Origin of the sequence: Microbacterium proteolyticum (genome assembly GCF_014192415.1) — a bacterium.
GTDB lineage: Bacteria > Actinomycetota > Actinomycetes > Actinomycetales > Microbacteriaceae > Microbacterium > Microbacterium proteolyticum.
Genome location: NZ_JACHXY010000002.1, coordinates 211,692 through 238,112, shown reverse-complemented (window position 1 = coordinate 238,112; position 26,421 = coordinate 211,692). Strand labels below are relative to the sequence as shown.

General features: G+C 68.6%; 28 protein-coding genes and 4 tRNA genes. 27 read left to right on the top strand and 5 right to left on the bottom strand.

Annotated features, from left to right (window positions below; all coding sequences use genetic code 11):
* Nucleotides 1–9 precede the first annotated feature (9 nt).
* From FHS07_RS09405 to FHS07_RS09325, 17 genes are all read left to right on the top strand, one after another.
* Nucleotides 10–759, top strand: a complete 750-nt coding sequence (locus FHS07_RS09405) for a hypothetical protein (protein WP_183419661.1) — start codon at nt 10–12, stop codon at nt 757–759.
* A complete protein-coding gene (locus FHS07_RS09400) occupies nt 725–2,245 on the top strand; it encodes a terminase large subunit (protein WP_183419660.1) in 1,521 nt (506 codons plus the stop codon). The genes FHS07_RS09405 and FHS07_RS09400 overlap by 35 nt, the downstream gene beginning before the upstream one ends.
* The gene (locus FHS07_RS09395; protein ID WP_183419659.1) at nt 2,242–2,457 is read left to right on the top strand and encodes a hypothetical protein; all 216 of its coding nucleotides are present in this window, start codon (nt 2,242–2,244) and stop codon (nt 2,455–2,457) included. The genes FHS07_RS09400 and FHS07_RS09395 overlap by 4 nt, the downstream gene beginning before the upstream one ends.
* Nucleotides 2,454–3,620 carry a phage portal protein gene (locus tag FHS07_RS09390; protein ID WP_183419658.1) on the top strand — a complete coding sequence of 389 codons (1,167 nt, stop codon included), beginning with the start codon at nt 2,454–2,456 and terminating at the stop codon, nt 3,618–3,620. Before FHS07_RS09395 ends, FHS07_RS09390 begins: the two co-directional genes overlap by 4 nt.
* A complete protein-coding gene (locus tag FHS07_RS09385) occupies nt 3,617–4,291 on the top strand; it encodes an HK97 family phage prohead protease (protein ID WP_183419657.1) in 675 nt (224 codons plus the stop codon). Before FHS07_RS09390 ends, FHS07_RS09385 begins: the two co-directional genes overlap by 4 nt.
* A gap of 16 nt (nt 4,292–4,307) precedes the next feature.
* Nucleotides 4,308–5,549: a phage major capsid protein gene (locus FHS07_RS09380; protein ID WP_183419656.1), complete on the top strand. Its 1,242-nt coding sequence runs from the start codon at nt 4,308–4,310 to the stop codon at nt 5,547–5,549.
* On the top strand, nt 5,549–6,019 hold the full coding sequence (locus tag FHS07_RS09375) for a hypothetical protein (RefSeq protein WP_183419655.1): 471 nt from the start codon (nt 5,549–5,551) through the stop codon (nt 6,017–6,019). Before FHS07_RS09380 ends, FHS07_RS09375 begins: the two co-directional genes overlap by 1 nt.
* Before the next feature lie 64 nt (nt 6,020–6,083).
* Nucleotides 6,084–6,452 (top strand): hypothetical protein, encoded by a 369-nt coding sequence (locus FHS07_RS09370; protein WP_183419654.1) that lies wholly within the window; start codon nt 6,084–6,086, stop codon nt 6,450–6,452.
* Nucleotides 6,449–6,928, top strand: a complete 480-nt coding sequence (locus FHS07_RS09365) for a hypothetical protein (RefSeq protein ID WP_183419653.1) — start codon at nt 6,449–6,451, stop codon at nt 6,926–6,928. The genes FHS07_RS09370 and FHS07_RS09365 overlap by 4 nt, the downstream gene beginning before the upstream one ends.
* A complete protein-coding gene (locus FHS07_RS09360) occupies nt 6,925–7,203 on the top strand; it encodes a hypothetical protein (RefSeq protein ID WP_183419652.1) in 279 nt (92 codons plus the stop codon). The genes FHS07_RS09365 and FHS07_RS09360 overlap by 4 nt, the downstream gene beginning before the upstream one ends.
* Entirely contained in the window at nt 7,187–8,218 is a 1,032-nt protein-coding gene (locus FHS07_RS09355; protein ID WP_183419651.1) for a phage tail tube protein, read from the top strand. The genes FHS07_RS09360 and FHS07_RS09355 overlap by 17 nt, the downstream gene beginning before the upstream one ends.
* Nucleotides 8,215–8,790: a hypothetical protein gene (locus tag FHS07_RS09350; RefSeq protein WP_183419650.1), complete on the top strand. Its 576-nt coding sequence runs from the start codon at nt 8,215–8,217 to the stop codon at nt 8,788–8,790. The genes FHS07_RS09355 and FHS07_RS09350 overlap by 4 nt, the downstream gene beginning before the upstream one ends.
* Before the next feature lie 8 nt (nt 8,791–8,798).
* A complete protein-coding gene (locus FHS07_RS09345) occupies nt 8,799–9,092 on the top strand; it encodes a hypothetical protein (RefSeq protein ID WP_183419649.1) in 294 nt (97 codons plus the stop codon).
* Nucleotides 9,093–9,365: 273 nt separating this feature from the next.
* Nucleotides 9,366–11,660, top strand: coding sequence for a phage tail tape measure protein (locus tag FHS07_RS09340; protein WP_183419648.1), 2,295 nt, complete (start codon nt 9,366–9,368; stop codon nt 11,658–11,660).
* A gap of 6 nt (nt 11,661–11,666) precedes the next feature.
* Nucleotides 11,667–12,467 carry a hypothetical protein gene (locus tag FHS07_RS09335; RefSeq protein WP_183419647.1) on the top strand — a complete coding sequence of 267 codons (801 nt, stop codon included), beginning with the start codon at nt 11,667–11,669 and terminating at the stop codon, nt 12,465–12,467.
* 12 nt (nt 12,468–12,479) lie between these two features.
* On the top strand, nt 12,480–13,574 hold the full coding sequence (locus FHS07_RS09330) for a hypothetical protein (protein ID WP_183419646.1): 1,095 nt from the start codon (nt 12,480–12,482) through the stop codon (nt 13,572–13,574).
* Nucleotides 13,571–14,566 carry a hypothetical protein gene (locus FHS07_RS09325; RefSeq protein WP_183419645.1) on the top strand — a complete coding sequence of 332 codons (996 nt, stop codon included), beginning with the start codon at nt 13,571–13,573 and terminating at the stop codon, nt 14,564–14,566. The genes FHS07_RS09330 and FHS07_RS09325 overlap by 4 nt, the downstream gene beginning before the upstream one ends.
* Before the next feature lie 78 nt (nt 14,567–14,644).
* On the opposite strand, the gene FHS07_RS09320 is transcribed toward FHS07_RS09325, so the two are convergent.
* Both FHS07_RS09320 and FHS07_RS09315 read right to left on the bottom strand, forming a co-directional pair.
* The gene (locus tag FHS07_RS09320; protein ID WP_183419644.1) at nt 14,645–15,367 is read right to left on the bottom strand and encodes an Ltp family lipoprotein; all 723 of its coding nucleotides are present in this window, start codon (nt 15,365–15,367) and stop codon (nt 14,645–14,647) included.
* 229 nt (nt 15,368–15,596) lie between these two features.
* Nucleotides 15,597–15,672 (bottom strand) — tRNA-Val (locus tag FHS07_RS09315).
* Between the two features lie 152 nt (nt 15,673–15,824).
* Here FHS07_RS09315 and FHS07_RS09310 point away from each other — a divergent pair.
* The 7 genes from FHS07_RS09310 to FHS07_RS09280 all read left to right on the top strand — a co-directional run bounded on the left by FHS07_RS09310 (nt 15,825) and on the right by FHS07_RS09280 (nt 18,769).
* Nucleotides 15,825–15,897, top strand: a tRNA-Gly gene (locus tag FHS07_RS09310).
* A 65-nt stretch (nt 15,898–15,962) separates the two neighbouring features.
* Nucleotides 15,963–16,033 (top strand) — tRNA-Cys (locus FHS07_RS09305).
* A 27-nt stretch (nt 16,034–16,060) separates the two neighbouring features.
* Nucleotides 16,061–16,135, top strand: a tRNA-Val gene (locus FHS07_RS09300).
* A 157-nt stretch (nt 16,136–16,292) separates the two neighbouring features.
* Nucleotides 16,293–16,439, top strand: coding sequence for a hypothetical protein (locus tag FHS07_RS09295; RefSeq protein WP_183419643.1), 147 nt, complete (start codon nt 16,293–16,295; stop codon nt 16,437–16,439).
* A gap of 870 nt (nt 16,440–17,309) precedes the next feature.
* A complete protein-coding gene (locus FHS07_RS09290) occupies nt 17,310–17,723 on the top strand; it encodes a PPOX class F420-dependent oxidoreductase (protein WP_183419642.1) in 414 nt (137 codons plus the stop codon).
* Nucleotides 17,724–17,953: 230 nt separating this feature from the next.
* On the top strand, nt 17,954–18,337 hold the full coding sequence (locus tag FHS07_RS09285; protein WP_183419641.1) for a DUF7882 family protein: 384 nt from the start codon (nt 17,954–17,956) through the stop codon (nt 18,335–18,337).
* A gap of 39 nt (nt 18,338–18,376) precedes the next feature.
* Nucleotides 18,377–18,769 (top strand): TIGR03618 family F420-dependent PPOX class oxidoreductase, encoded by a 393-nt coding sequence (locus FHS07_RS09280; RefSeq protein WP_183419640.1) that lies wholly within the window; start codon nt 18,377–18,379, stop codon nt 18,767–18,769.
* Between the two features lie 22 nt (nt 18,770–18,791).
* Here FHS07_RS09280 and FHS07_RS09275 read toward each other — a convergent pair whose 3' ends face one another.
* Entirely contained in the window at nt 18,792–19,943 is a 1,152-nt protein-coding gene (locus tag FHS07_RS09275; RefSeq protein ID WP_183419639.1) for an SLC13 family permease, read from the bottom strand.
* Nucleotides 19,944–20,025: 82 nt separating this feature from the next.
* On the opposite strand from FHS07_RS09275, the gene thrS reads away from it, so the two are divergent.
* The 3 genes from thrS to FHS07_RS09260 all read left to right on the top strand — a co-directional run bounded on the left by thrS (nt 20,026) and on the right by FHS07_RS09260 (nt 24,078).
* Nucleotides 20,026–22,011: a threonine--tRNA ligase gene (gene thrS / locus FHS07_RS09270; protein ID WP_183419638.1), complete on the top strand. Its 1,986-nt coding sequence runs from the start codon at nt 20,026–20,028 to the stop codon at nt 22,009–22,011.
* Nucleotides 22,008–22,631 (top strand): HIT family protein, encoded by a 624-nt coding sequence (locus FHS07_RS09265; RefSeq protein WP_425488148.1) that lies wholly within the window; start codon nt 22,008–22,010, stop codon nt 22,629–22,631. Before thrS ends, FHS07_RS09265 begins: the two co-directional genes overlap by 4 nt.
* 415 nt (nt 22,632–23,046) lie before the next feature.
* Complete coding sequence (locus tag FHS07_RS09260; protein ID WP_183419637.1) at nt 23,047–24,078, top strand: RICIN domain-containing protein; 1,032 nt, start codon at nt 23,047–23,049, stop codon at nt 24,076–24,078.
* A 94-nt stretch (nt 24,079–24,172) separates the two neighbouring features.
* Here the strand turns inward: FHS07_RS09260 and pdxY are convergent, their stop codons facing one another.
* Nucleotides 24,173–25,027, bottom strand: coding sequence for a pyridoxal kinase PdxY (gene pdxY, locus FHS07_RS09255; RefSeq protein ID WP_183419636.1), 855 nt, complete (start codon nt 25,025–25,027; stop codon nt 24,173–24,175).
* On the bottom strand, nt 25,024–26,364 hold the full coding sequence (locus FHS07_RS09250) for an aminotransferase class I/II-fold pyridoxal phosphate-dependent enzyme (protein ID WP_183419635.1): 1,341 nt from the start codon (nt 26,362–26,364) through the stop codon (nt 25,024–25,026). Before FHS07_RS09250 ends, pdxY begins: the two co-directional genes overlap by 4 nt.
* Nucleotides 26,365–26,421 lie beyond the last annotated feature (57 nt).

Here is a 26,421-nt window from a genome sequence, read left to right as displayed (position 1 = left end):
TGGTCTGGCGTGGCGACGAAGACCGCCGACCACGGCACGCGGGCGCGGTATCGCGCGGGTTGCCGGTGCAGCGAATGCCGCACGTGGAAGACGAATGACCAGGCCGCCTACCGCGAGCGCAAGCGTGTGGCCGCGGGCGGCGGACCGGTCGCCGAGTCGGCGCCCGCGCCCGAGGTGAGGGCGCGCCCTACACGCGAAAAGCGCCCTACAAGTGCCCGCGAATCGCGACGCGTCGAGCGGGCCCGGCCGACGGGTGCCGTGGTGGTGTCCGTCGGTGCGCCTGACTTCGACGATCAGGTGCGGACCGCCCTCACGGTGCGTCGACCGGCGTCCGACGACGAGCTCGCCCAGCTGATCGAGTCCGCGCTGTGGGATGCGCACGGCGATTCGGCGACGGCGTCGGTTGTCGCGGCCGATGCGATCCGGGCGGCCGGGTGGATTCACCGAGACAGCGTCGACCCGCTCGAGATCCTCGAGCCGTCGGCCGCGATCGAGCGAGCGGCGCGCGAGGCGCTGCCCGAGGCGAAGGATGCCGCGACGCGGCTGCGACACGAGCTCGTGTTCCGCGGTGCGCGCGCGCTCGACGACCCGGCGAACGCCCGCTACTTCGCGTCGACCGTTGAGGCGCTGCGCAAGGTGCTGGCCGACGTCAAGGATTCCGGGGGTGCTGGCGGTGCTGATGCCTTCGCCGCCCTCGTGGGTGCGATCCGGGGTACCGGCGGGAGTGGAAACCCGGCCCCGGTGGGCGACCCCCCGTAACCCGGCGCGCGAGACGATCGCGCACGAAGTCGTCAACATCATGGGCCTGCTCGGCTGGGCGGCGATGCCGTGGCAGCGGGAGATCCTCGAGACCGCGTTTGAGATCGACCCGGCGACGGGCCTGCTGTGGTACTCGGAAATCGTCATCATCGTGCCGCGTCAGTCGGGCAAGACGTCGATCGTTCTGCCGTGGGGCGTGCACCGCATGATCATGTGGCCCGAACGGCAGTACCTGCTGTACATCGCGCAGAAACGCGAAAAGGCGCTCGAGAAGCTGCAGGAGGAGCAGCATCATCGCATCGCGGCATCCCCGTTCGGGCAGCTGCTGCAGCGGAACCGCACCGGGAACACGCTCAATCTCACCAACGGTGGCGAGCACATGAAGTTCCTGAACGGCTCGAAATGGTCGATCGACGCGCCGACAGAGAACGCCGGCCACGGTGGCACCCTCGGCCTCACGGTCGGTGACGAGATCTTCGCGCAGAAGGATGACCGTCTCGAGGCCGCGCTGATGCCGGCGACGACGGCCGTCGATGACGCCCAGTCGCTGTGGATCTCGACGGCGGGCGAGTCGAAGACCAAGTCGCCGTTCATGTGGAAGAAAGCCGAGGCGGGCCGCGCCCGTGTCGATCTACTCCGGGCGGACCCGTCGCTGCTGAATGCGCAGCGCATGCGCACGATGTACGTCGAATACTCGGCGCCCGACGGGGCCGATCCCGACGACCCGCTCACGTGGTGGGGGTGCATGCCGGCGCTCGGCTACACGACGAATCAGACGAAGATCGCGGCGTTCCGAGAGGCGATGCAGGGCGGGTTCCTGCGGCCGTTCCTGAACTGGTGGAGCGACGACGTCGAGAAAACGTGGAAGATCCCGAAGGAACGGTGGGAGCACGAGCGCGTCGTCGACCCCGGGTCAGAGGTAGCGCGCGACGAGGTCGTGTACGTGATCGACGTCGCGCCCGAATCGGCGTGGGCGTCGATCGCCGTCGCCGGCATCCGCACCGACGCGAAAATGCACCTCGAAGTGCTCGCCGATGCGCCCGGCACTGACTGGATTCTTGACGGCGACGACGGGCTCGACGTGCCCGGCATCGTCGATCTCGTCGCCGAAGCGCCCGGCCCGGTGTACCTCGAGCACCGCGCGGCCGGGTTCCTGCTGCCGAAGCTGCTCGAGGCGGGCATCGATGCGCGCGTGATGACGGCCGCGAACATCGCCGTCGCCGGCCCTGGCCTGCTGGATGCCGTGCTGAACCACGACGTCGTGCACCTCGGGCAAGACGAGCTCACCGAGGCACTGAAGTCGGCGAGCACGAAGGCCACGGATGCCGGCTGGAAGTGGATCAGGGGCAAGTCGATGCGCCCCGTCTCGGCGCTCGTCGCCGTCACCTACGCCCGGCAGATGCTCGCCGAGCTCCTGCCGGATCTCGCATATGACCCGATCGCAGCGTTCCGCGCCGCGAACGGCACGACAAAGGAGGCCGGATGACCGACCGAATGAAGCCGCGCGCGGCCCTCGCAGCTGCGTGGGCGGTACTGCGATCGTTCCTGCTGACGTTCCGCGTGGAAGTGCTCGAGGTGGTCGGGGTGCTGCTGATCGTTGCCGGTCTCGCGCTGTGGTCGCTGCCCGTCGCGCTCGTCGTGGCCGGGGTGGCGGTGCTGCTGTCGGTGCACCCGCTGCCGGTCGGGCGCCGCTCGTGAGCCTGTTCACGCGGCCCGCGGAGACCCGCGACATAACGGCATCCGACGTGTTCGGGCCGGCGTGGCAGGGGCTCGGCCGAGGCGGGGCGATGCGGCAGGCGGCCACCTATGCGGCTATCCGGTACATCACGGATCAGTGGGCGCAGGCGACGGTCACGGTGACCGAGACCCGCGGGGGACAGCGCGAGATCGTCGACACACCCCTGATCCTGTCGAAGCCCTCGCCGACCTTGTCGGTGTGGGACTCCCGCGTGCAGATGGTCGCGGAACTGAAGACCCGCGGGAACGCGTTCGCGCTGGTGGACGACGATCGCCGCTACTGCCAGTGGATCGCCGACGAGCACGTGAGCATCGACGAGTCGAATCCGTTCGCGCCGAAGTACCGCGTCGCGGGCACGCCGGTCACGCTCGTCTCGCAGGGCGGCAATCTGCTGCACGTGCGCGAGCAGCTGCGCGCCGGGACCGTGCGGGGAATCTCCCCTATCTCAGCGTTCGCGGCGTCGTTCGAGTGGGCCGACCTGGCTCGACAGTACGGGCGTCGGTGGTTCAAGCAGTCGTCGATGCCGCCCGCCATCCTGCAGGCGAAAACGGCGAAGGTCGGCGGCGAGGTGCTCGCCGAGGTGCGCGACGATTTCGTGCGCGCCGCCGCCGAGGGAAAGCCCGTCGCTCTGCCGGGCGAGTGGGACTACCGCAAGATCACGGTCACGCCCGAAGAGGCGCAGTTCCTGCAGACCATCGAGGCATCCGCGACGGAAATCGCGATCATCTTCGGCGTGCCGCCGGAAGAGGTCGGCGGCAAGGCCGGGTCGTCCCGCACGTACTCGAACCGCGAAATGGATCAGACGCTGTTCCGTATCAAGACCCTCGGCGGCGTCTCGGGGCGCGCCGAGGCAGCGTTCAGCGACGTGCTGCCCTTCGGGCAGGAACTGACTTATGACCTGTCGCGGCTCGAGCGGCCCGGCCTGCTCGAGTACATGCGATCGATCACCGAGCAGCTGAAGAACGGCACGCTCACGCTCGCCGAGGCGCGCCGCGAGCTCGGCCGCCGCGGCATCGACGCGACCGAGATCGAGCAGTGGCAGGCCTGGTACGCCACCACGAAATCCGAATCCGAATCTGACTCGACGTCGCGCGTCGAGATGCCCGAAGGGGGGACGCAATGACCGAGCTCGAACGCCGCGTCGTCGACAAACCGACCGAGTTCCGAGCCGCCGCCGAAGGGTCGGGGGGTGTGGGCGTACTGACCGGTTACGCGGTCGTGTTCCTCTCGCCCTCTCGCGATCTCGGCGGATGGTTCGAGGAGATCGCACCGGAGGCGTTCGGCGCACCGGATGCCGAGGGCCGCGTCGACATGGCTCTGCACACGCGAGTGATCGCGCGCGCAGAGCACGACAGTCGACTGCTGCTCGGCACGACGGACGCCGGCACCCTGCGGCTGTACATCGACGACGTCGGCGTGCGCTACGAGGTGGATCTGCCCGACACGGGAGCCGGCCGCGACGTCGCCGCACTCGCGAAACGCGGTGACTACCGGCATTCGTCGTTCGCATTCCACGCGCTCGACGTCGAGTGGCGCGAGAACGCCGCCGGCAGTCTCGTGCGCCGGGTGACTCGCTCCACCCTGAGCGACGTCGCACCCGTCGCCGACCCCGCCTACTGGGCGGCCACCACGCAGATGCGCAGCGCCGTCGACATCGACGCCGTACGCGCGTCCCTGCACCCTTCCCCCGCCGGTCCCGGCGAGTGGGAGGCCGAGGCGACCAAGCGCGCCGCGGCCATGACCCGCGAGACGCATCCCGCCCTCGCCAACCGAGCCCGCAAGCGCGGGATCTGAGAAAGGACACACCCGAATGACCGCCATTCAGGAGCGCATCAAGTCCCTCGCCGCCGAGCAGAAGCGGGCGTGGGAGACCGAGGGCAAGCCCCTCGCCGACGTCGCCGCCGAGCGCGCGCTGACCGCCGACGAGCGGACCAAGTTCGAGGCGCTCGAGCGCGCCTACAACGATTTCGACGACCGGATCACGCTGCTCGTGCAGCAGCGCACGATCGAGGAGCGCGCCGCCGATTTCGCCGGCAACCTCCTCGGCAACCGTTCCACCTTCGGATCGGCCGCCGACGTCGCGCAGTTCGCGAACGAGATCCGCGGGGTGCTGAACGGGGACACCAAATTCCTCGACTACATCCCCGACGCGAACGAGGTTCGCGCCATCATGCACGCCGAGGCGCGCGCGCTGTCCGTCGGCACCGCCCTGGCCGGTGGCAACACCGTGGGTCAGACCTACCTCGCGCAGCTGATCCAGCCGCTGCGACAGTTCTCGGGCATCTTCGCCGCGGGCGCGTACGTGTTCGTCACCGAGAAGGGCGACACCGTCACCCTGCCCCGGCTGACGTCCTTCGGTGCGGCCGTCGCCGTGCCCGAGGCGACGCAGATCGGCGGCACCGACCCGACCTTCGGCCAGATCTCTTTCGGGGCCAAGAAGTTCGGCGAGTTCGTCGGCATCTCGACCGAGCTCGTGCAGGACTCCCTGATCGACATCGAGGGCCTGACGAACAAGCTCATCGGCGAGAACGTATCGGTCCTGCTCGGCCAGGATCTCGCGACCGGCTCGGGCACGGGAGCACCGCAGGGCATCGCGAACGCGACCACCGTCGGCGTGACCGGCGCGACCGGCGTCGGCGGCGCCCCGTCGTGGGACAACCTGATCGACCTGCAGGAATCGGTGCTCGCGCCCTACCAGGCGAACGCCGCGTGGGTTGCGTCCAACTCGGCCGTGGCTTCCGTCCGAAAGCAGAAGGACGCCTCGGGCCGCTACCTCTGGGAGCCGAACGCTCTCAGCGGTGCCCCGTCGACCCTGCTCGGCGCGCCTCTGTTCCGTGACCCGTTCATCGCGGGCGTCGGAACCGGTGCCAAGTCGCTGTTCTACGGCGATTTCTCCCGCTACTGGGTGCGCACCGTCGGAAACCTGCGCATCGAGCGCTCGGACCACGCCCTGTTCGGTACCGATCAGGTCGCGTTCCGCGGCGTGCTGCGCGCCGACGGCCGTCTCATGGACGCCTCGGCCATCAAGCACTTCGCGGGTGGTGCGTCCTGATGGCCCGCGCCACGAAGGCTGACGCGCAGTCGGTCCCCGCCGAGACCGGCGAGGTTCGCGAAGACACGGCCGTCGAGACGGCGGCCGATCAGCCGGCCCCGCTCGTCGCCGTCGCCGCGGGTGAAACCGCGACCAACCCGGCCGGGCAGTCCGTGCCCGAGGTGACGGTCGACGTCAAGCCGCAGGGCGACGTCGACCCGTCGCAGGGTCAGGGGCCGGCCGTCGCCGACGTCGCCGCCGCGGCATCCGTACTCGCCGACTCGGCATCGAAGGCAGCATCGCCCGCCTTCGACCCGACCGCCGACGACGACGAGGTACCCGACGAGGGCGACGTCGAGCTCGTGATGGCTCTCACGATCTCGGGCCTGCGCAACGGTGAGCCCTGGCCGCGCGCCGGGCGCACCGTCACCGTCCCGGCGGCCGAGGCCGCGTCGCTGGTGGCGAACGGCTACACCTACCCCGCCGAGTGACCGCTGAACGTGAGGGCCGCACCGGGATAGGTGCGGCCCTCACGTTCGAGAGAGAGGGGCAGCTGTGGCTGACGGATGGCCGATCAGTAGCGACGTACTCGGCAAGGCCATCGGCCTATCAGCTGAGCTCACGCAGACGGAGCAGGAGGAGCTCGAATTCTTCGCCGCGACCGTCTGCAGTCTCATCGACCGGGCGACCGGTCGACACATCGAAGAATTCCGCCACGAGACCAGCGACGGCACCCTGCCGCCCGAGTTCACGATGAGCGCCCGCGAGTGGGGAAAGCTCATGTGGAATCAGACGAAGGGCGGCACGAACGCGCGCGGGCAGTCGGCTGACCCGTCGGCACCTGCAGGTGTCGGTATGCCCGCGAAGGTGGCGGTCTGGCTCGCGCCGTACCCGCCTCGCCTGTTCTACGGCGACCGCTCGTGAGCGGCATTAGTCAGGCGACGGGAATCCTCGCCGCCCGCGATGGCGTGTGGGCGGCGATCAACACGGCGACCGCGCACCGGGGCAGCGACATCGACCGGTACTACGCCCCGCCCGACGCGATCGGCTCGGTGCGGTGGGTGGCGATGGAAGACGTCAGCGCGACGCCGAATCTCGCAACGCTCGGCCCGCGTCGATCGTTCGACGAAGAGATCAGCGTCGGGGTGTCCGTCGGCGCGTGGGTCGCGGCATCCGGCGATCCCGTCGCCGACGGCCGAGCCGCGTTCGACGAGGCCTACGGCATCCTCGCCGAGATCCAAACGCAGATCGCACAAACCGACCCGACCCTCGGGAACGCGGTCCTGTGGTGCCTCCCGGGGCGCATGTCGACGGCCGGCGTGCAAGACCCCGAAGGCGGCGGTTACGTCGTCGAGATCCAAGCCGAGTTCGTGTGCGCGCACAAGGTGCGCCCGACGTGACCAACCCCGAAACGGAAGGGGGAGCTATGGCGAAGGCCGAGCCCCGATTCAAGAACGTGTCCCCCCTCGGCGACCTGGACGTGCCCGCGCTGGGCCGCGTCATCAAGGCCGACGAGGAATTCGAGGTGCGCGAGGATCTCGCGCCGCTGTTCGCCGGTCAGGTGGCGAACTACGAGCCGGTGAACACCGCGGCGAAGGCCGCGACGGCGGGGGCGCTCGCCCCCGCCGAGGAGCCCGAGATCGAGGAGGTGACCGACGGTGACGACGCAGCTTGATTTCACGGTCGGGATCGGCCGCGAGACGACGTACGGCGTGCCCGTCGCGCCGACCCGTTTCGCGGAGTCCGACGCGAAGATGAAGTACGACGTCAAGACGATTCAGTCGAAGGGGCTGCGCCCCGGGAAGAACGTCAACCGTCTGAACCGCAACGCCATCGGCCGGTTCGAGGGCTCGGGAGATGTCGCGTTCGACGTCCCGACGCGCGGGTTCGGCATGTGGCTGAATGCCGTGCTGGGCGCCGTGACGAACACCGTCGTCCCGTCGACCACGCCGGCCCTGTATCAGCAGGTGCACACGATCTCGACGACCGACCCCGTGCAGACGTTCACGCTGCAGGAGGTGCTGCCGACCCTCGGCGGCGTCAACTCCTACCCGCACACCTTCACCGGCTGCGCGTTCGACTCGATCGAGCTCAGCGCGAAGGAAGGCGGGTTCGTCGAGGCCAAGCTGTCGGTCACGGCGCGGGAACTGCAGACGGCATTCAATGCCGCCGCGGCGAGCTACCCGGCGGACGACGCGCTGTTCACGTTCGTGCACGGCGCGGTCACCACGGGCGGCGCGCTCACCCCGCCGACGGCCACGGCGCCCGCGTCGATGACCGGCAGTCCCGCGGCGAACATCGTCGACATCAGCCTGTCGATCAAGCGCTCGCTGGACTCGGACGGGTGGAACCTCGGCGGCAAGGGCCTGCGCTCGCGCGCGCCGCTGCTCGGCCTCCCGGAGATCTCGGGCAAGATCACCGCCGAGTACACCGACAACGCCCTGCGCGACGCGTACCTCGCGCAGACGCCGATCTCGCTGCTGCTCACGTTCGAGCACAACGTCGCGGTTTCGGGCGCGAACAAGCCCATGCTGCAGATCGCGATCCCGGCGTTCCGGCTGAAGGGTGAGGTGCCCGCGTCCGACGGGGGCAACCCGATCAAGCTGTCGGCTGACTTCGAGGTGTTCGACGACGGGGTTTCGGCGCAGCCGATCACGATCGTCTATCGGACGCTCGACACGCTGGTGTGAGCGATCAGGCGACGGGCGCCGTCCCTGACCCGGAGTCGCTGCGTCGCCTGATCTCGAAGCTGCGTGAGTTCCCGCCGGCCGTGCGCACGCCGGTTCGGCGGGAACTTCGCGCCCTCGGGGCGCCCGTCATCGACGCGCAGAAGGCGGTCCTGGACGGGGAGCTACCCCGCGGTCTCGTGAAGACGGGGTTTCGACACAAGATCGTGCACTCGAAGCGCAAAGGCAAGTTCTACACCGTCAAGCAGAACACCTACGCCGAGCGCGACGTGAAGCGCGGCGGCCGGTCGACGGGCATGCGCTCGAAGATCAAGGCCGGCTTGAAATTCCGAATCGTCGCCGGCAAGACCCGGCAGGGGATCGAGTTTAAGACGACCGGCCCGAAGGGTGCGGACGGTTTCAACAAGGCGAAGTTCTGGCAGAAGCGCCGGTTTCGTCACCCCGTGTTCGGCCGCCGAGGTCAGTTCGTCGACCAGGCCGGCCAACCATTCTTCCGCGCGCCCGTCATCCAGGGGCGCGAGCAGCTGCTGCGCGCGACCGAAGACATCATCACGCGCGCCGCACAAGAGACATAGGAGCAACCGTGGCAAAGATCCGACTCACCGACGGGACATCGATCCCTGTCGTCAAGCCGACCCTGTTCGACACCGCCGAGGTGGAGCGGGAGACCGGGTGGAACCGCAAGGAGTACGCGCGTCAGATGCGCACCACGTCGATGCAGACCGCCGTCGCGATCTTCGCGTCGCTGCGCCGCGCCGGGCACGACGTGACGTTCAAGTCGTGCGCCGAGCTCGACAACATCGAGACCATCATCGCTCAGCCCGGCGACGCCCGCGACGAGGAGCCGGAGGGTGAGGAGACCCCGGACCCTCAGTAATCCGCAACGGCCGGGGCCGCCGCGCCCGCCCGGCGGATGAGGCGACCCCCTGGCCCGAGCTCGAGGCGCTGAACGAGCGCGAGCCGTGGCTCGTCGATCAGGTCGCCAAGCGCGCCCTGCTGATCTGCCGACACGACTACTGGCCCGAGCTCACGCCGGATCGGATCTGGGCGCTGCCCGCCGAGATGTGGGCGCAGCTGGCGCTCGCGTGCGACGCGATCTCAAAGCAGCGCGCCGACGAGGCCGAAGAACTGAAGAGACGGAGGTGACGGGATGGCAGGGAAATCCGCAACGGATCTGATCATTCGGCTGCTCGTCGAAGACGAATCGCTCGACAAGGTCGACCGGTCGAAAGCGAAGTTCGACGCGTGGAATGACGCGCTGGGGGAGGGCTCGAAGGTTGCGGCCGGGACGCTCGTCGCGATCGGCGCGGCGGGGGTCGGCGCGTCGGTCGCCTTCGCGGAGGCCGAAGCGGGGGTCGACCGGCTGGCCGGTTCGCTCTCGCTGACGGAGGAGCAGGCGGCGAATGCGGGTGAAGCTGCGGGCAACGCGTACGCCCGCAACTTCGGCGGGTCGCTCGAGGAAGTGCAGGCCGCGACGGCCGGCGTTGTTGGCTCGATCCGGGGCATGCGCACCGCGAGCGCCGACGAAATACAGGGGATCACCGAGAAGGTGCTGACCCTGTCGTCGGGGTTCGAGCTCGAGGCCGACCGCATCTCGCAGGTGGTCGGTCAGATGCTCTCGACCGGTCTCGCATCCTCTGCCGCGGAGGGTCTCGATCTGCTCACGGCCACGCTGCAGAAGGTGCCGCCCGCGGTACGCGAAGACATTCTCGACGCGGTCGACGAGTACGGGCCGTTCTTCCAGCAGATCGGCATGTCCGGTGAAGAGGCGATGGGCGCGCTGCTCGCCTCGGCCGACAAAGGCATGTACGGGATCGACAAGACCGGCGACGCGGTGAAGGAGTTCGGCATTCGTGCCACCGACATGAGTACGACGTCGGTCGCGGCGTACGAGGCCGCGGGGCTGTCGGCATCCGAGATGGCGGCGAAGATCCTCGCGGGCGGCGAGCAGGGGCGTGAAGGGTTCTCTCAGGTCGTCAACGGCCTCTTGGGCATCGAAGATCCCGTGGCTCGTGCGAACGCGGCCATCGGTCTCTTCGGTACGCCGCTCGAGGATCTCGGCGTGAACGAGATTCCGACCTTCCTCGAGTCGCTTCTGGGCGTAGACACGGCACTCGGCGACGTCGCGGGCTCGGCCGATCGCATGGCCGACACCGTCTCGGGTAACCCGAAGGCGTCGTGGGAGCAGATGCAGCGGACGCTGCAGATGGTCGCCGTCGATCTCGGCGCGGCGCTCCTGCCGGCCATCGATGCCGTGATCGGCGGTCTGCAGACGTTCGCCGACTGGGCGTCGCAGAATACGGGCGTCCTGCTGGCAATCGGCGGTGTGGTCGGGGTCATCGCTGCCGGCATCATCGCTGTGTCGGGGGCGATGAAGGTGTACGCCGCTGCGCAGGCAATCCAGACGGCGATGCAGTGGGCGAGTAACGCCGCCTGGCTCGCGTCGCCTATCACGTGGATAGTCCTCGCGATCATCGTCGCGGTCGGCCTGCTGGTCGCCGCGGGGATCTGGCTTTGGCAGAACTGGGGCGCCGTCACGCAGTGGCTCGGTGACGCGTGGAACTGGCTATGGAACACGGTCCTGTCGCCCGTCTTCGCGGCGATCGGGGCGGTGTTCACGTGGCTCTATCAGACGATCATCCTGCCGATCGTGACCGCGATCATGATCTACATCGGCCTTTGGGCCGCGCTGATCACGTGGCTGTGGGAGGCTGTCGTTTCGCCCGTCCTCGGCCTGATCGGGCAGGCATTCGCGTGGCTGTGGATGAACGTTCTCGTCCCCGTGGGGGCGGGTATCGGAGCGGTCATCAACGCCGTGGGAGCCGTCTTCGCGTGGCTGTGGGGCAATGCCATACAGCCCGCGGTGAACGGGATCGCCTCGGCCGTGCAGTGGGTCTATAACTCGATCATCTCGCCCGTGTTCAACGCGATATCAGGGGCTGTCGACATGGTGGGGAACGCATTCCGCAACGTGTTCGGCGCGATCGGCGGTTTCATCTCGAACGCCTTCAACGGCGCTGTGAGTGCAGTGCGTGGCCCCATCAACTCGATCATTGGTCTCGTGAACGGGGCGATCCGGGCTATCAACGGAATCTCGGTCACGATCCCGTCATGGGTGCCGATCGTCGGCGGCCAGACGTTCGGGGTTTCACTGCCGCAGGTGCCGTACCTGGCAACCGGTGGTGTGACGATGGGGCCGATGCTCGCCGTAGTCGGTGACAACCCCGGCGGTCGTGAGTACATCGAGCCCGTCGATAAGGTCGCGTCGCGCATGGAGCGGGTCGCGATCGAGGCGTCGCGCGGTGCTGGCGCAGGTGCTCCCTCTGGCCCGATGCGCATCGCTCGGGAAGATGTCGAACTGCTGGCGCGGCTCATCGGCGAGGTGGTCTACCCGCTCATCGTCAAGGGTGCGCAGAACACGATCAAGACCGCGATGGGGGGCTGATCCGAGATGGCTGTAACGCTGCAGGCGACGCTCCTCTCGGCTGCCGCGCCGCGCCCCGTTCAGCTGACGCTGGGCGGGGTGCCGGCGGGGCAGCGGTTCGAGGTCGTGGCGACGACCGGCGACGGGGTGCGCCGAGGTGTGTCCGGTGGCGTCGGCGTGTCGACGGGTGTCGTGGTTCTGCTGATCGACAACAGAACGCCGCTGAATACTCCGATCACCTATCAGGCGCTGGTCGGAGGAGTGACTTACGCGGCGGCCCCCGTCACGGTCGACTCGGCCGGGGTGGCTGTGGTGCAGTCGCTCGACGGCCGCGATGTCGTGCCGGTCGAGATCGCGTCGCTTACCGAGCAACGATCGGCGGAGCCGCGGTCTTCGACGTTCGAGATCGCCGGGCGCAGCGACCCCGCTGCACGGCTCGACGTAGCCGGGTCGTTCTCCTACTCATGGACATTCGACACGCAGGGCGCGGCGACTGTCGCGCTGACGGAGATCCTGCGCACGGGGCGCCCGATCGTGCGTCGCCTGAATCCGGGGATGCGCGATCTCGAGACGGTCGTGATCGGTCTCGTCCGCTCGTGGAAAGACGAGCTCATTACTGACGGGCTCGACACGTGGCGGCGGTTCTCGCTCACGGTGCGAGAGATCGCGGACCCGCAGCCGTCGACCGCGCTCGTGGTGTTCGTCTGGGATGACTTCGACGCGGCGCTGAGTAACCGGGTGTGGTCGTCGACCGACCCGGCCGTGCGCACGTTCGATGAGATCTTCGCGACGTGGGATGAGTTCGACGCAGCCAACTGGGCCGGGTGAGAGGGGGTATCGATGCGCGACGGTGCACCTGATGAGGTGTTGGCCGGCTCGCCCGTGTGGTGGGCGCGGGTGACGTCGTGGCTCGGGGGGCAGATCCTCGCCGCACAGATCCCGATCCAGTCGGGGCGCGTGACGGCAAAGGCTGACCGGGAGGTGATCGAGGAACTGTCGCTGACGGTCCCTCGGTTCGCCGCCCCGGCCCCCGGTGACGACGCGTTCGACTGGCGGCCCGGGGGAGACGCGCGGCATCCGCTTGCGCGGTTCGGTCAGCAGCTGGACGTGTCGATTGTCGTCGAGTCGGTCGTGACAAGTCAGGTGTGGGAGACCCGAATCGGTCGATACCAGGTGAAGTCCTGGGATGACGACGACGAGGGCACGATCTCGGTCAAGGCTGAGTCGCTGCTGGCGCGTCCCCGCGACGACAAGATGCTGACGCTCGTGTCGCCGGTCGGGTCGCTGATGACGGAGGCGCGTCGACTCGCACCCGCCGGCATGGGGGTGTCGTTTGACTCGGCGCTCGTCGATCGGCCGTGTCCGCCCGCGATGTCGTGGTCGAAGAACCGCCTGGAAAATCTTCAGGAGATCGCGAACGCGTGGCCGGCGCTGCTGCGGGTCGACTCATGGGGGCAGATCCGATACCGCGCGCCGCTGCCCGAGATACCGAATCCCGTCATCCGCCTGAAGGACGGCGAGGGGGGCACGCTCATCTCGGCCCCGCGGGCTGACTCGCGTGTCGGCGTGCCGAATGTGGTCGTGGCATCCACGGGCAACACCTCGGGCGCTGACGTGCAGGGTGTCGCTGCGCTGACGTCCGGGCCGATGAGCATCAACGGTGACTACGGCGTCGTCACGAAGGAATGGTCGTCGAGCCTGCTCGAGACCGAGGCGCAGGCAGAGGCCGCGGCGAGGAACATGCTCGAGGCGGGGTCGCGGCCGGCGCAGTCGGTGCCGGTGCGCCTGGCGCCCGATCCGCGCGTCGAGATCGACGACCCGATATCGGTCGCCCGCGGCGACGATCCGCCGCTGTGGGGGTGGGTTACCGCGTGGGATCTGCCGCTGACCGCTGACGGCGGCGATATGCGCATCGATGTGGGGGTGTCCGGGTGACCGATCTCAGCCCCCTGAACATCGCCGGCCTGCTGGCGCGGAACACCCCGCAGGGGCCGGGGGTGGATGACGATACGGCGCTCGTGTCGACCGGCTCTGTGCTCGACGTGAACACGGCATCTCGCCGCGTCCGTGTCGGCATCCGCGGCGGCGACGTGTGGCTGCCGGCGGTGGCCGCGCGCTACGCGTCAGGCGCCCCGGTGCGCGTGCTGTTCGATGCCACCTCGGCGCGGCCGGTGCTCGTGCTCGGCACGGCCGAACCGGCGGCACCCGTCGCGGCCGGGCAGGTGAAGGTGATCGACGGGCGCACCCTCACCGTGACGTTCGGCGGGCCGCAGTTCGTCATCCCGTCTGTCGCAGGTGCCTACGAGGTGGATGACACCGCGTGGGTGATGCTCGACGACTGGGGCCGCCCGGTGATCGCGCTCGGCCCGTCGCTCGAGCCGCCTCCCGCGCCGGTCGAGCCTCCACCGGATGCCGGCGGCGAGATCGTCACGGCGACGACGACGATCGGCCCGCAGACGTCGGGCACGTTCAGCGTCGCGGCCGGGCGGTGGGACCAGTGGAACGCGAGCCGGTACGGCGGCGCGAGCGACATCTACCAGGGCAACGCCTACGGGTCGGGTCAGCTGCGCGGGTTCGCCGGGTACGGCGACCAAATCCGCAACCTCGGAGCGCTCACGATCGAAGAGGCCGTGTTGACCGCACGCAAGACCGCCGACGGCAACTCGGCTGTGCTGATGGTGCAAGGCACCGCGGCCGGTGAGCGGCCGTCGGGTCAGCCGGTGGCGGGGCCGTTCGAGTCGGCGTCGTCGGGGTCGATCGGGTCGGGCCAAACGGGATCGATCTCGCTGCCCGCCGGTCTGCGCGAGGCGCTCCGCACGGGCGCCGCTCGCGGGCTCGTGGCCGTCGGTGGCGACTACGGCGGGTTCGGTGGCACGGCGACGCCCGGTTCGTTCACTCTCGCGATTCGCTACACGAAGGCTGCATGACAAACGCCCCGGCGCCCGTCCCCGATGTGGGGTCGAGCGCCGGGGCGTTTCGTCGTTTCTGTCCGCGGGCGACGTGTGTCAGCCGAGGTTGTCGACGGCGTACTGAGCCTCTTCGGCCGTGAACTTGCTCCCGTACTCGGACACCAGCTGGTCGTAGATCGCGGCCGGCGACATCGACATGCTGTCGCGGAAGGTCTTCGCGCTCTCGAGGGCGTTCGCGTTCCAGTCGGCCGAGACATTGTCGATGGCGTATTGCGCCGCCTCGGGGGTGAACTGGCCGCCGTACTCGGACGTCAACTGGTCGAAGACGCCGGCCTTGCTCATGTGCATGATGTTCGAGTAGCTCTCGGCCTGAGCCAGCGCCGAGATGAAGTCGCTCGGTACGGCGGGCTGAGCCGGCTCGGCGGGCGCGGATGCCTCGGCGGGCTCTGCCTCCGCGGTCTCGGCGGGCGCGGCGATCGAGCTCGGAGCGACGGGCGCAGCGCTGGCCGACTCGACCGCCTCGCTCACGGCACCGGCAAGGCCGGCGACGGAGGAGATCGAGACGACGATAGCGACGATCCAGGCGACGACGCCGAGGGCAATACCGGCCCATGCGAAGCCGCGCGCGCGGCCCTTCTGTACGAGGCCGATGATGCCGAGCACGATCGCCGCGATGGCGGGTAGCCATGCGATGAAGCTCAGCACGGGGACGATCGCGAAGACGAATGCAACCGCGCCGACGATGAGCGCGGCGAGGCCGACGGGGCTCTTCTGTTTCGGTGCGGTCGAGGTGGGTGCGGCAGGCGCAGGAATGGTCATGCTGATGTCTCTCTGTCAGGCGCCCGCGTCCCCCAATAGGGCGGGCATCGGGCTCACCATATCCGCCATCCTCAGCCTGCTCATAGTCGAGCGGTTCGGGGCTCTATGGCGTGTCAGATTGCGCGGCACTGCGTCGTGCTGCGGCGCAAAATGCTCCACGTTTGCTCCACGTGGGCGAGGCTGCTCCACGTCGGGAAACAGAAAACCCCCGGATGACCGGGGGTTTCTATGGTGGGCGATGCCGGACTCGAACCGACGACCTCTTCCGTGTGAAGGAAGCGCGCTACCAACTGCGCCAATCGCCCGCATCCTGAACGGGACTCAACGATCGTACCGGATGCCGGAACATGCTTCGGACCACCTGGGCCGGACACACCCGGGCCGCGCGTGGTTTTGCGCGGACGCCCAGATCAGGTAATGTCTTACGAGTGCTCGGGGCAAGCCCCGGGAACGAAATGCGGATGTAGCGCAGTTGGTAGCGCACAACCTTGCCAAGGTTGGGGTCGCGAGTTCGAGTCTCGTCATCCGCTCGAGTGGAGGGATCTCCGTCTGGGAAACCGACGGAGCATCATGACACGTGGGTCGAACCACACACGGTGGCGTGGCCGAGCGGCTAGGCACCGGCCTGCAAAGCCGTTTACACGGGTTCGAATCCCGTCGCCACCTCAACTCACAATAGAACAGCCTGTATAGGCGCGATTGGCGCAGCGGTAGCGCGCTTCCCTGACACGGAAGAGGTCACTGGTTCGATCCCAGTATCGCGCACCACAGAACCCCCGGTTATCCGGGGGTTTTTTGTTGCCCAGGTAGGGTAGCGCAACGCAGTCCGCCCGCAGAGGGTTCAGGCCCTCGGTGACGTTGCAACGGTCGATAGGCCGCCGGCACCCGCCTATCCGGCGCACGAGAGCAGGCGTAGAGTCCAGACATGGACGGCAACTCGAAACTCGACGATGAAGAGATTGCCCTCGAACACTGGGATGACGACGGCGGAACCGAGGCGGCGATGCCCGTGTTGACGCTTGCGCCGCGGTCACAGTCGCCGCATCAGATAGCGCACTTCCCTCCACTTTGAATGTGTTGATCCCGGCCAGGTAATCGACGTCGCGGTGCAAAAGGCCGCAGCGACCGCGCACGCCGTACCGAGAGTGGGCACGTGGTCGTCTGCGCCGTCGCGGCTGCGAGCCGTTGCCTCACCATCTTCGGGGTCGCGTTGCGTCGGTGATCCTCCCGTGCGTGTCGACGCAGTGCCAGGCGCGAGGCGGGGACGCCACCGCATGATCGCGAAGACTGCCGCGGCGCGGTCTTAAAGACCGTCGTCGGCGCGACCGCGACGAGCGGCTGCAGGGGTGCGGCGGTCGATTCCACTCGATCCCACGGCGCATCGCCTGCGGGAGAGTGTCGCCCCCGCCGCCAGTAAGGGGGGCTGCGGAGTGCCTGGCGGCGGGGACAGGTAAAAAGTACCCCATGTCCGCCAAATGGGGGACACGGAATCGCCCATCTTGATCGGGTCCTCAGACGATGTTGAGCTTGAGAATCGGCGCCGTGCGCGGTTTCCCCGCAATCGCGCGCATCCGCCGCCGCGGGCGACACACCGCCTCGAAACAATGGTTGGTTCCAACCGGGAGATGAGTCCGAGGAATAGACGGACGGAGGCGACGTCACCGTGTCCGGAATGGACGCGAGCTCGTCTCGGCCCTCACCACGATGTGCCGGGCCGGCAGATGACGGTCCCCGCCGCAGCTGGAACGGGTGTGGGGTCTACCGAGCGGCGGGGACACCTCGAAACTAGGGGAGGAGGGGGCAGGGCACGGGCGTATCGCCGAGCCTTGCGTGTTCCTTGCGTTCATCTTGAGGTTCGACGCCCCGCGGCGCGCGAGACAACCACATCGACTTCGCCCCTCGCCCGTGATCGGCCCCGGTTGCGCCCAGTAGCCTGAACGCCATGACTGTTCCCGACACCCTGTGGCGCGAGATCTCGGCATCCCCGTTCGTCTCCCTCGGCACGTATCGCCGCAACGGTGCGCTGGTATCCGTGCCGGTGTGGATCGCACGCGACGGCGATGAACTCGTGGTCACCAGCGAGCGGACGACGGGCAAGGTGAAACGGCTGCGGAACGACGCTCGCGTGATCATCCGCCCCTGCAGCAGGATGGGAGCGGTCGAACCGGATGCCATCACCGTCGAGGCTCACGGACGGATCGCGGGGCCCGCCACCGACGACAAGCGGGCCGACGAAGCCCTTCGCCGCAAGTACGGACTGCAATACCGGGCCATCCTCGGATTCGAGTCATTGGTGCGTCGCGTACAGCGCAAGCCCGGCGACCGCGTCATGATCCGCATCTCACGCTCCGCCTGACGACGCTCCGCCTGACGACGCTCCGCCTGACGACGCTCCGCCAGACGACCCTCTACGAGGACAAGACGAAAAGCGCTATCCGCAAAGCGACCGAGGACGCAAGGGGGTTTGCGGGTGCCACTCTCGCGCGAGACAGTGCCAGAAGCGAAACAGCGGTCATCGCCCCGAGTCCCGCGCCCTCCACTCGCTCGGAGACGCGTGCGGCGGTGGTGACCTCGTAGGGGGGCACCGTGGGCAAGTTCATCTATGACGGCAACATCAAGGTCGACTTCGAGGACAGGCTCCTCGCCCACCTTCAGGCTGTCATCATGGCCAAGGTGCGGAGGGGCGAGAGCTTTCCCTTCACGTGGAAAGACGACATCAGCACGGGCGGCGGTCGCACGACCGTGTACATCCACCCGAATGTCTCGCTGGTCTTCAAGTACCACGGCAGCCGTTCCCCGCAGATGAGTCCCGCCTGGCTGCACGCCCTCACCTACAACGCGAACTCCGGTCGCGGGCTGTACGTCATCCCGGAGCCCGACGAGTTCGCCCCTCGGGAGAGCACGCGGCGCGACGAGATGGTGTTCCGCGAGGTGCCGAACGAGCAGGCTCCGACGGCCGTGCGGTCCTGAGGGGGAATGCACCGGATCGACTCCGCTGTTGTGTCAGGCATGACCGACTGGACCGAGGCCAAGCCGTACTTCGAAACGAACGCCGTTGCACACCTCGCGACCCTGATGCGCGACGGATCCCCGCACTCCATTCCGCTGTGGGTGGGCGTCGAGGGCGATCGACTCGCGATCTTCACCGAAGTCGACACGCTGAAGGACCGCAATCTGCGTCGCGACCCGCGCGTCGCGATATCGGTGACGGGCGCCGAGAACCCCTACGCGATGGCCTTCGTCCGCGGCAACGCGGTCGAACGCATCGACGGTGACGAGGCGTTGCCGTTCGTCGACCGCATCTCGACCATCTACACGGGCGGCCCGTACGAGATGCGCGAAGGCCTGGCCGTCTGGTTCATCGAGCCGAGTAAGGCCTGGGCGCGCGCCTACGAGAGCTGAGCGCGAGCGCCGCCGCCGGGGCTCATCGCGGGAGCGGCAGCACAGCCAGCAGCAGGATGAGCGGCGCGATCACGGCGCCCAGCACGATGAAACGGCTCCACTTCACCTCGACCCCGGCAGCAACGAGCCGCTCGTGCCACAGGAGCGTCGCCAGCGACGCCCACGGCGTGACGATGGGTCCGGCGTTGACGCCCACCAACAGCGCCGCGAGGCGCGCGGGGGAGCCCGCGGCCGACTCCAGCGCCAGATAGGCCGGCAGGTTGTTGATGCCGTTCGCCGCCAGCGCTCCCACACCGGCGAGCTGCCAGAGCGACGCGAGGTCGTCGCCCGTGCCGGCGAGCACCGTCGTCACCCGGCCGATGCCGAGCGCCTCCAGCGCGCCGACGGCGAGGAAGAGACCGCCCGCGAAGACCAGCAGCGACCACGGCACGAGACGGATGCCGAGAGCCCGCGGCGCACGCCACGCGAACGTCGCCACCAGCACGACCGCGGCGCCGAGTGCCGGCATCCACGGTTCGAGGCCCACCACGAGCAGAGGCAGCAGCGCGAGGGTGACGACGCCGGCGACGCGCAGGAGCACCGGGTCGGAGACGGTGGGCGAGGCGGCATCCGGGTACGTCCGGGGAAGACGGCGCAGGAACACCAGGGTGAGCACCACGACCGACACCGCGATGGCGATGAACGCCGAGGGGCCCAGCAGCGCGAGGAAGGCGACGGGGTCGTGCCCGCCGCCGAGCGCCTCGGATGCCAGCAGGTTGGTCAGGTTCGACACCGGCAGCACGAGGGACGCGGTGTTGGCCAGCACCACCGTGACGAACGCGAAGGGCAGGGGATCGAGCTTCCGCGCCACCGCCATCGAGATGACGACCGGCGTCAGCAGCACCGCCGTGGTGTCGAGCGACAGGAAAGCCGTCGCCACCGTCGCCAGAGCCACGACGAGCACCCAGAGCCAGACCGTGCGGCCCCGCGCGATGCGCGCCAGCCGTGCGGCGACCACGTCGAACAGTCCCGCCTTGGATGCCAGCTCCGCCACGACCGTGACGGCGACGACGAACAGCAGGATCGGCCATACCCGGTCGGCGACGGCGAGGGCGTCGCTCGCGGGGAAGGTGCCGGTGAGCAGCGCGACGATCCCGAGGATCCAGAGCACGCCGCCGATGATGGCCAGAGTCACCGCTCCACTATGGGGCACACCCGGTGCGATCGAGGCCACGGCCGCCGGGTAGCCTGGATTCGACCCCTTCAGGAGATGCGCTGTGACTGATTTCCCCGCCGATGGCTTCGCCCTCTTCCCCGACCGTTCGGTCGTCGCGCTGCGCGTGAACGGAGAGCTGAAAGACCTGGCCACGACCGTGACCGCCGACGACGCCGTCGAGCCGGTCACGGTGGACAGCGCCGACGGCCTGTCGATCCTTCGTCACTCGACGGCCCACGTGCTGGCGCAGGCGGTGCAGCGCGTCAAGCCGCAGGCGAACCTCGGGATCGGCCCGCCCGTCACCGACGGCTTCTACTACGACTTCCAGGTCGACGAGCCCTTCACCCCCGACGACCTCAAGGTCATTAAGAAGGAGATGGAGCGCATCGTCCGCGAGAACCAGCGGTTCGTGCGGCGCGTCGTCACCGACGACGAGGCGCGCGCCGAACTCGCCGACGAGCCGTTCAAGCTCGAGCTGATCGGGCTCAAGGGCGGGTCGGCCGAGGCCGCCGAGGGCGCCTCCGTCGAGGTCGGCGCCGGTGAGCTGACCATCTACGACAACGTCACCCGCGACGGCGAGACCGCGTGGAAAGACCTCTGCCGAGGACCGCACGTGCCCGGCACTCGCCTGATCGGCAACGGCTGGGACCTCACGCGCATCGCCGGCGCCTACTGGCGTGGCAGTGAGAAGAACCCGCAGCTGCAGCGCATCTACGGCACCGCGTGGCCGACGAAAGACGAACTGCGCGCCTACCAGCACCGTCTGGAAGAAGCGGCCAAACGCGACCACCGCAAGCTCGGCAAGGAGCTCGATCTGTTCTCGTTCCCCGACGAGATCGGCCCGGGACTGTCGGTGTTCCACCCCAAGGGCGGGATCATCCGCTACGAGATCGAGCGCTACATGCGCGAGCGTCTGCTCGCGAGCGGCTACGAGGTCGTCAACACCCCGCACATCACCAAGGGCGATCTGTTCATGACGAGCGGCCACCTGCAGTGGTACGCCGACGGCATGTACCCCCCGATGGTGCTCGATGAGGTGGTGGATGCCGACGGGCACGTCTCGCGCGAGGGCCAGGAGTACTACCTGAAGCCCATGAACTGCCCGTTCCACAACCTCATCTTCCGCTCGCGCGGACGCAGCTACCGGGAGCTCCCGCTGCGCTTGAGCGAGTTCGGGTCGGTCTACCGCTACGAGAAGAGCGGCACCCTCTCGGGTCTCACGCGCGTGCGCGGCATGACCCAGGACGACACGCACATCTACGTCACCGCCGACCAGGTGAAGGGCGAGCTGACCCACAGCCTCGACTTCGTGTTGCAGACGCTGCGCGATTACGGCCTGAACGACTTCTACCTCGAGCTGTCGACCAAAGAAGAGGGCAACCCGAAGTTCATCGGTGACGACACCCTCTGGGCCGAGGCGACCGAGACCCTCCGCGAAGTCGCCGAGGCCTCGGGCCTCGAGCTCGTGCCCGACCCGGGTGGGGCGGCGTTCTACGGCCCGAAGATCTCGGTGCAGGCGCGCGACGCGATCGGACGCACCTGGCAGATGTCGACCATCCAGCTCGACTTCAACCAGCCCGAGCGCTTCGAGCTCGAGTACACCGGTCCCGATGGCGAGAAGCACCGCCCGGTGATGATCCACCGCGCCCTCTTCGGCTCGGTCGAGCGCTTCTTCGCGATCCTGCTCGAGCACTACGCGGGGGCTTTCCCCGTGTGGCTCGCGCCCGTGCAGGTCGTCGCCGTCCCGGTCGCCGCCGAGTACGGCGACTACCTCCAGGGGATCGTCGCCGACCTCAAGACCGCGGGCGTCCGCGCCGAGGCCGACCACAGCGACGACCGCATGCAGAAGAAGATCCGCACGCACACCACGCAGAAGGTGCCGCTCATGCTGATCGCCGGCGAGCAGGACCGCTCGAACGGCACCGTCTCGTTCCGTTTCCGCGATGGCACGCAGCTCAACGGCATCCCCGTCGACGAGGCCGTGGCGCGCATAACCGGTGCGATCGCCGCGCGCACGCTGGTGAACACCGCCGAGGATCTGGCGTGACGAGCGACCCGGCCGCCGCGGCAACGGGGTCCGTTGCCGCCGACCACGCTGGGCCGGACGGGGAGTCCGCCGACGCACCCACGACAGATGCCGAGCTCGTCGACGCCGCGACCCTTCCGGGGGTACCCGACGAATTCCAGCGCCTGTGGACGCCGCACCGGATGGCCTACATCTCCGCCGGGCGCGAGCCGATGGAGAAGAACTGTCCCTTCTGCGCGGCGCCGGACAAGTCCGACGAAGAGGGCCTGATCGTCGCGCGCGGCACCACGGCCTACGTACTGCTCAACCTCTTCCCCTACAACTCCGGACATCTGCTCGTCTGCCCGTACCGCCACATCGCCACGTACGACCAGGCGACCGACGAAGAGGTGGCGGAGATCGGCGCGCTGACGCAGCGCGGCATGCGGGTGCTACGCGCGGTGTCGCGGTGCGACGGGTTCAACCTGGGAATGAACCAGGGCGCGATCGCCGGCGCCGGCGTCGACGCGCACCTGCACCAGCACATCGTTCCGCGCTGGGCGTCGGACGCCAACTTCTTCCCGATCATCGCCAAGACCAAAGCGCTGCCTCAGCTGCTGGGAGATGTGCGTCGCACCGTCGCGGAGTCGTGGGACGCCTGAGGCGCCGCCCCCCGAAGATGCACGTCACCGCGGCTCGGCGGTACGACACGGGCCCCGACCCCACCCGTGGAACCCGGGACCGGCGTGCGCCGTCACGACGGCCGATCGTTCTCGGAATGCACCGGAAATGCGCCGACAACAGATGTGTCGACATCTTCTTGACAGCGCTATCTCTTTGCCGAGATGATCTCTCTCAGGCGGGATGTTAGCGTCAACATCGACTATCGGACCGCCCTTCACGTGTCCCCCGCGTAGGTCGCGACGCCCCACGAAGTAGTGGATCGTCGCCGACTGTCATCGGGTCGACACGCCGCGCGACCGATGCGCTTCGCCGTACCCGGTCCGCGATCACACCCATGGGGACCACCCCGGTGGTTCACGATCACGGAAGGCAACAATGATGGTTCGGACGAAGATGTCCCCCACGAAGACGCACGGCGGAAGGGCGAGAGCGTTCGGCGCCGTCCTGGGCGCTGTCGTCATCGGCTTCGCAACCCTCGGAGCGGTGACCCCCGCCGCCGCCGCCACCACCGCTCCGGTGGGCACGGGCACCAACCAGGAAATCCGCAATCAGCAGAACACCCTCTGCATGGACGACTACGGCTTCAACACCCAGCCGGGCGCCGAGGTACGCCAGTGGACGTGTATCGAGGGACAGAACCAGCTGTGGGCGGTCACCGACCTCGGCAACGGGTACGCCGAGATCAAGAACAAGCACAGCAACCTCTGCCTCGACAACTACAACTTCGCCACCGCAAGCGGATCCGAGGTGCGGCAGTGGTCGTGCTGGGGTGGCGACGTGCAGCAGTGGAAACTGACCGACGTCGGTGGGGGGTGGACCGAAATCCGCAACAAGTACAACAACCTGTGCGTGGAGAGCGTGGCCTCCCCGCTGGACGGTGGACTGTTGTCGCAGGTCACCTGCAACGGCTCCAGCGTGCAGCGCTGGCGCCTGACCGACCCGAACGTCCAGAAGATCACGTGGAGCCTGGCTCGCGCGGCGAACCCGACCGAAGACCAGCTCGACGCGTACGCGCGCATCACCGACGCGATGGATCGCGCGTTGGCCCGCTACAACAAGTTCAACAACACCTGGCGTCATCTCTCGGTGACGTACGACCCCGGGGTCCAGACGGCCGACGGCAGCATCAACGGCAACATCCGCTTCGGGTCGAACCGCGGCTTCATGCAGGAGGGCACAGCGCTGCACGAGATCTCGCACACGGTAGGCGTCGGCCAGGCGTGGAACTTCCAGAGCAAGATCGACGCGCAGGATTGGCCCTCGGCTCTTCCTCTGCTGCGCTCGTGGGACGGCGCGGACGCCCGCCTCAACGGCGGCGGAGGACACATGTGGCCGTACGGCCTCAACCAGGCCAACGAGTACACCGCGCAGAACTTCGACCGGAACGTCCGGCTGGTGCAGGCGATGCACCACGACGGCTTGTGACGCCCGCCGATTGAACCGGCCGGCTCCAGCGAACGACACCGCCCTCAGGGCGGCGGACTCGCCGGAGCCGGCCCCACGCTCCGGCTGACCCGCGTCAGCGCACCTGCCGCACGGCGAACTGCAAGCGCGGGTGCGCGTACGCCTCTTGCGATTCGATGAGACGCAGCTCTCGCGAGCCCGACTCAAAGGTGTTGGTCAGCAGGTCGAAGACGCTGGATGCCGTACGCGCGAGCGCGTCTGCCGCGTCACCGCCGCTGCGGCGGTAGTGCGCGGTGAAAAGGGCCGCGGTGACGTCGCCCGAGCCGTTGGCCTTCATGGGGATGAGCGGGGTCTGCACGATGCACGCGCCGCTGTCGTCGACGACCATCATCTCGATGGTGTCCGCCTCGCGGTCGGGGCGCTCGACACTCGTGACGAGGATCGTGCGCGGGCCGCGGGCGCGCAGCACGTCGGCGGACTCCAGGGTCGACTCGATGCTCCCCGGCTCGGTACCCGTCAGGAAGCCCAGCTCGAACTGGTTGGGCGTCAGGATGTCGGCGACCGGCACGACGCGCTCCCGCAGCAGCTCGGGGATGGCGGGGGCCACGAAGCACCCCGACTTGGCATTGCCCATGACGGGATCACAGGCGTACACGGCATCCGGGTTCGCCTTCTTCACCCGCGCGACGGTGTCGATGATCACGTCGGCGATGCCCTCGCCACCCTGGTAGCCCGAGAGCACCACGTCGATCTCGGGGAACACCCCGCGGTCTTCGATACCGGCGATCACGGCCGCCACATCGTCGGGAGAGATGAGCGGACCCCGCCATGCGCCGTACCCGGTGTGGTTGGAGAAGTTGACCGTGTAGACGGGCAGAACCTCGACGCCGATGCGCTGGAGGGGGAAGACCGCGGCGGAGTTGCCGACGTGCCCGTACGCGACGGCGGACTGGATCGAGAGAACCTTCATGCCTCGATCCTTCCACTTCGCACGCTCGAGCGACGCGTGCCCGCGGCCACGGCCATGTCATCGGCGAGGGCCGCGGCCGAAGAGTCGTCGAGGTCGTGCACGGTGAGCCGGAGGAACGCCCCCGCGTGATCGGGGGAGAGGAAGAACGGGTCGCCCTCTCGGACGAGCCACCCCCGCCGCATGAGTTCCTCACGCACGCTCGCCGCCGGAGCGGGCAGCGGCACCCACAGGTTGAGCCCGTCGCCGGGGGTGGTGGGGAGTCCCCGCTCGGTGAGCGCCTGCGCGAACGCGGTGTTGCGGGCGGCATAGTGCTCGGCCGCGCGCTCGATGTCGGCGCGGACGTCTTCATCGGTCACCAGCGCGAGGGTCAGTCGCTGCAGGATGTGACTCACCCAGGTGGTGCCCGGGGTCAGACGCACCGCGAGACCGTCGGCGGTGTCGGGATCGGATGCCGTGACGGCGAGGCACGTGTCGGGCCCGAGGAACTTCGACATCGACCGGATGCGCGCCCACCGCCGCTGCGCGGGACCGATCACCGAATGCAGCGGCGCCCGCGAGAGCAGCGAGAAGTGGTCGTCTTCGATGACGAGGACGTAGGGGTGGTCTTCGAGCACCGCGCGCAGGGACGCCGCGCGCTCGACGCTCAGACTGGCGCCCGTGGGATTGTGCGCGCGCGGCGTGCAGATGACGGCCCGCACGCCCGCCTCGAGCGCGGAGCGGAGACCGTCGACGGTCATGCCCTCGGTGTCCACCTCGACGGGGACGGCCCGGTACCCGCCGGTGCGAACGGTGTGCAGGGCGGAGAGGAAGCAGGGGTCTTCCAGGGCGACCGCATCGTCGCGCTGAAGGGCCTGGGCGAGCAGGCGCTCGATCGCGTCGCTCGCGCCACTGGTGACGGTGATGCGCACGTCGTCGTGAGGGAGCTGATCGGTCATCCACCCGCGCGCCCACGCTTCGAGGCCGGGGTCGATGACCGGCTCGCCGTACAGCACCGGTCGGGCCGAGCGAGCCAGGGCCGCGGTCGGATCCGGGATGCGGGCGGGGTCGGGATTTCCCGTGCCGACGTCGCGCAGCACGGTGTCGGGCGCGTAGCCCTCCTGGGCGACCGCGGTGCGATCGGCGACGCGCGTGCCCCCGCGCCCGCGCGCCTCGACGAGACCTGCCTGCGCGAGCTGCCGGTAGGCCGCCACCACGGTGTTGCGGTTGATGCCGAGATCGACGGCCACCGCGCGCACCGAGGGCAGCAGTGTGCCGGGGGCGAGCTCGCCGCGTTCGATGCGCGTACGCAGGTCGGCCGCGATCCCGGATGCCGAATTACCGGTCAGGTCGATGCTCATGCGCCCCCTCGAATCCCTGCCAGCCTATGTCCTGCGCCATGCTACGGTTTGGCCTAA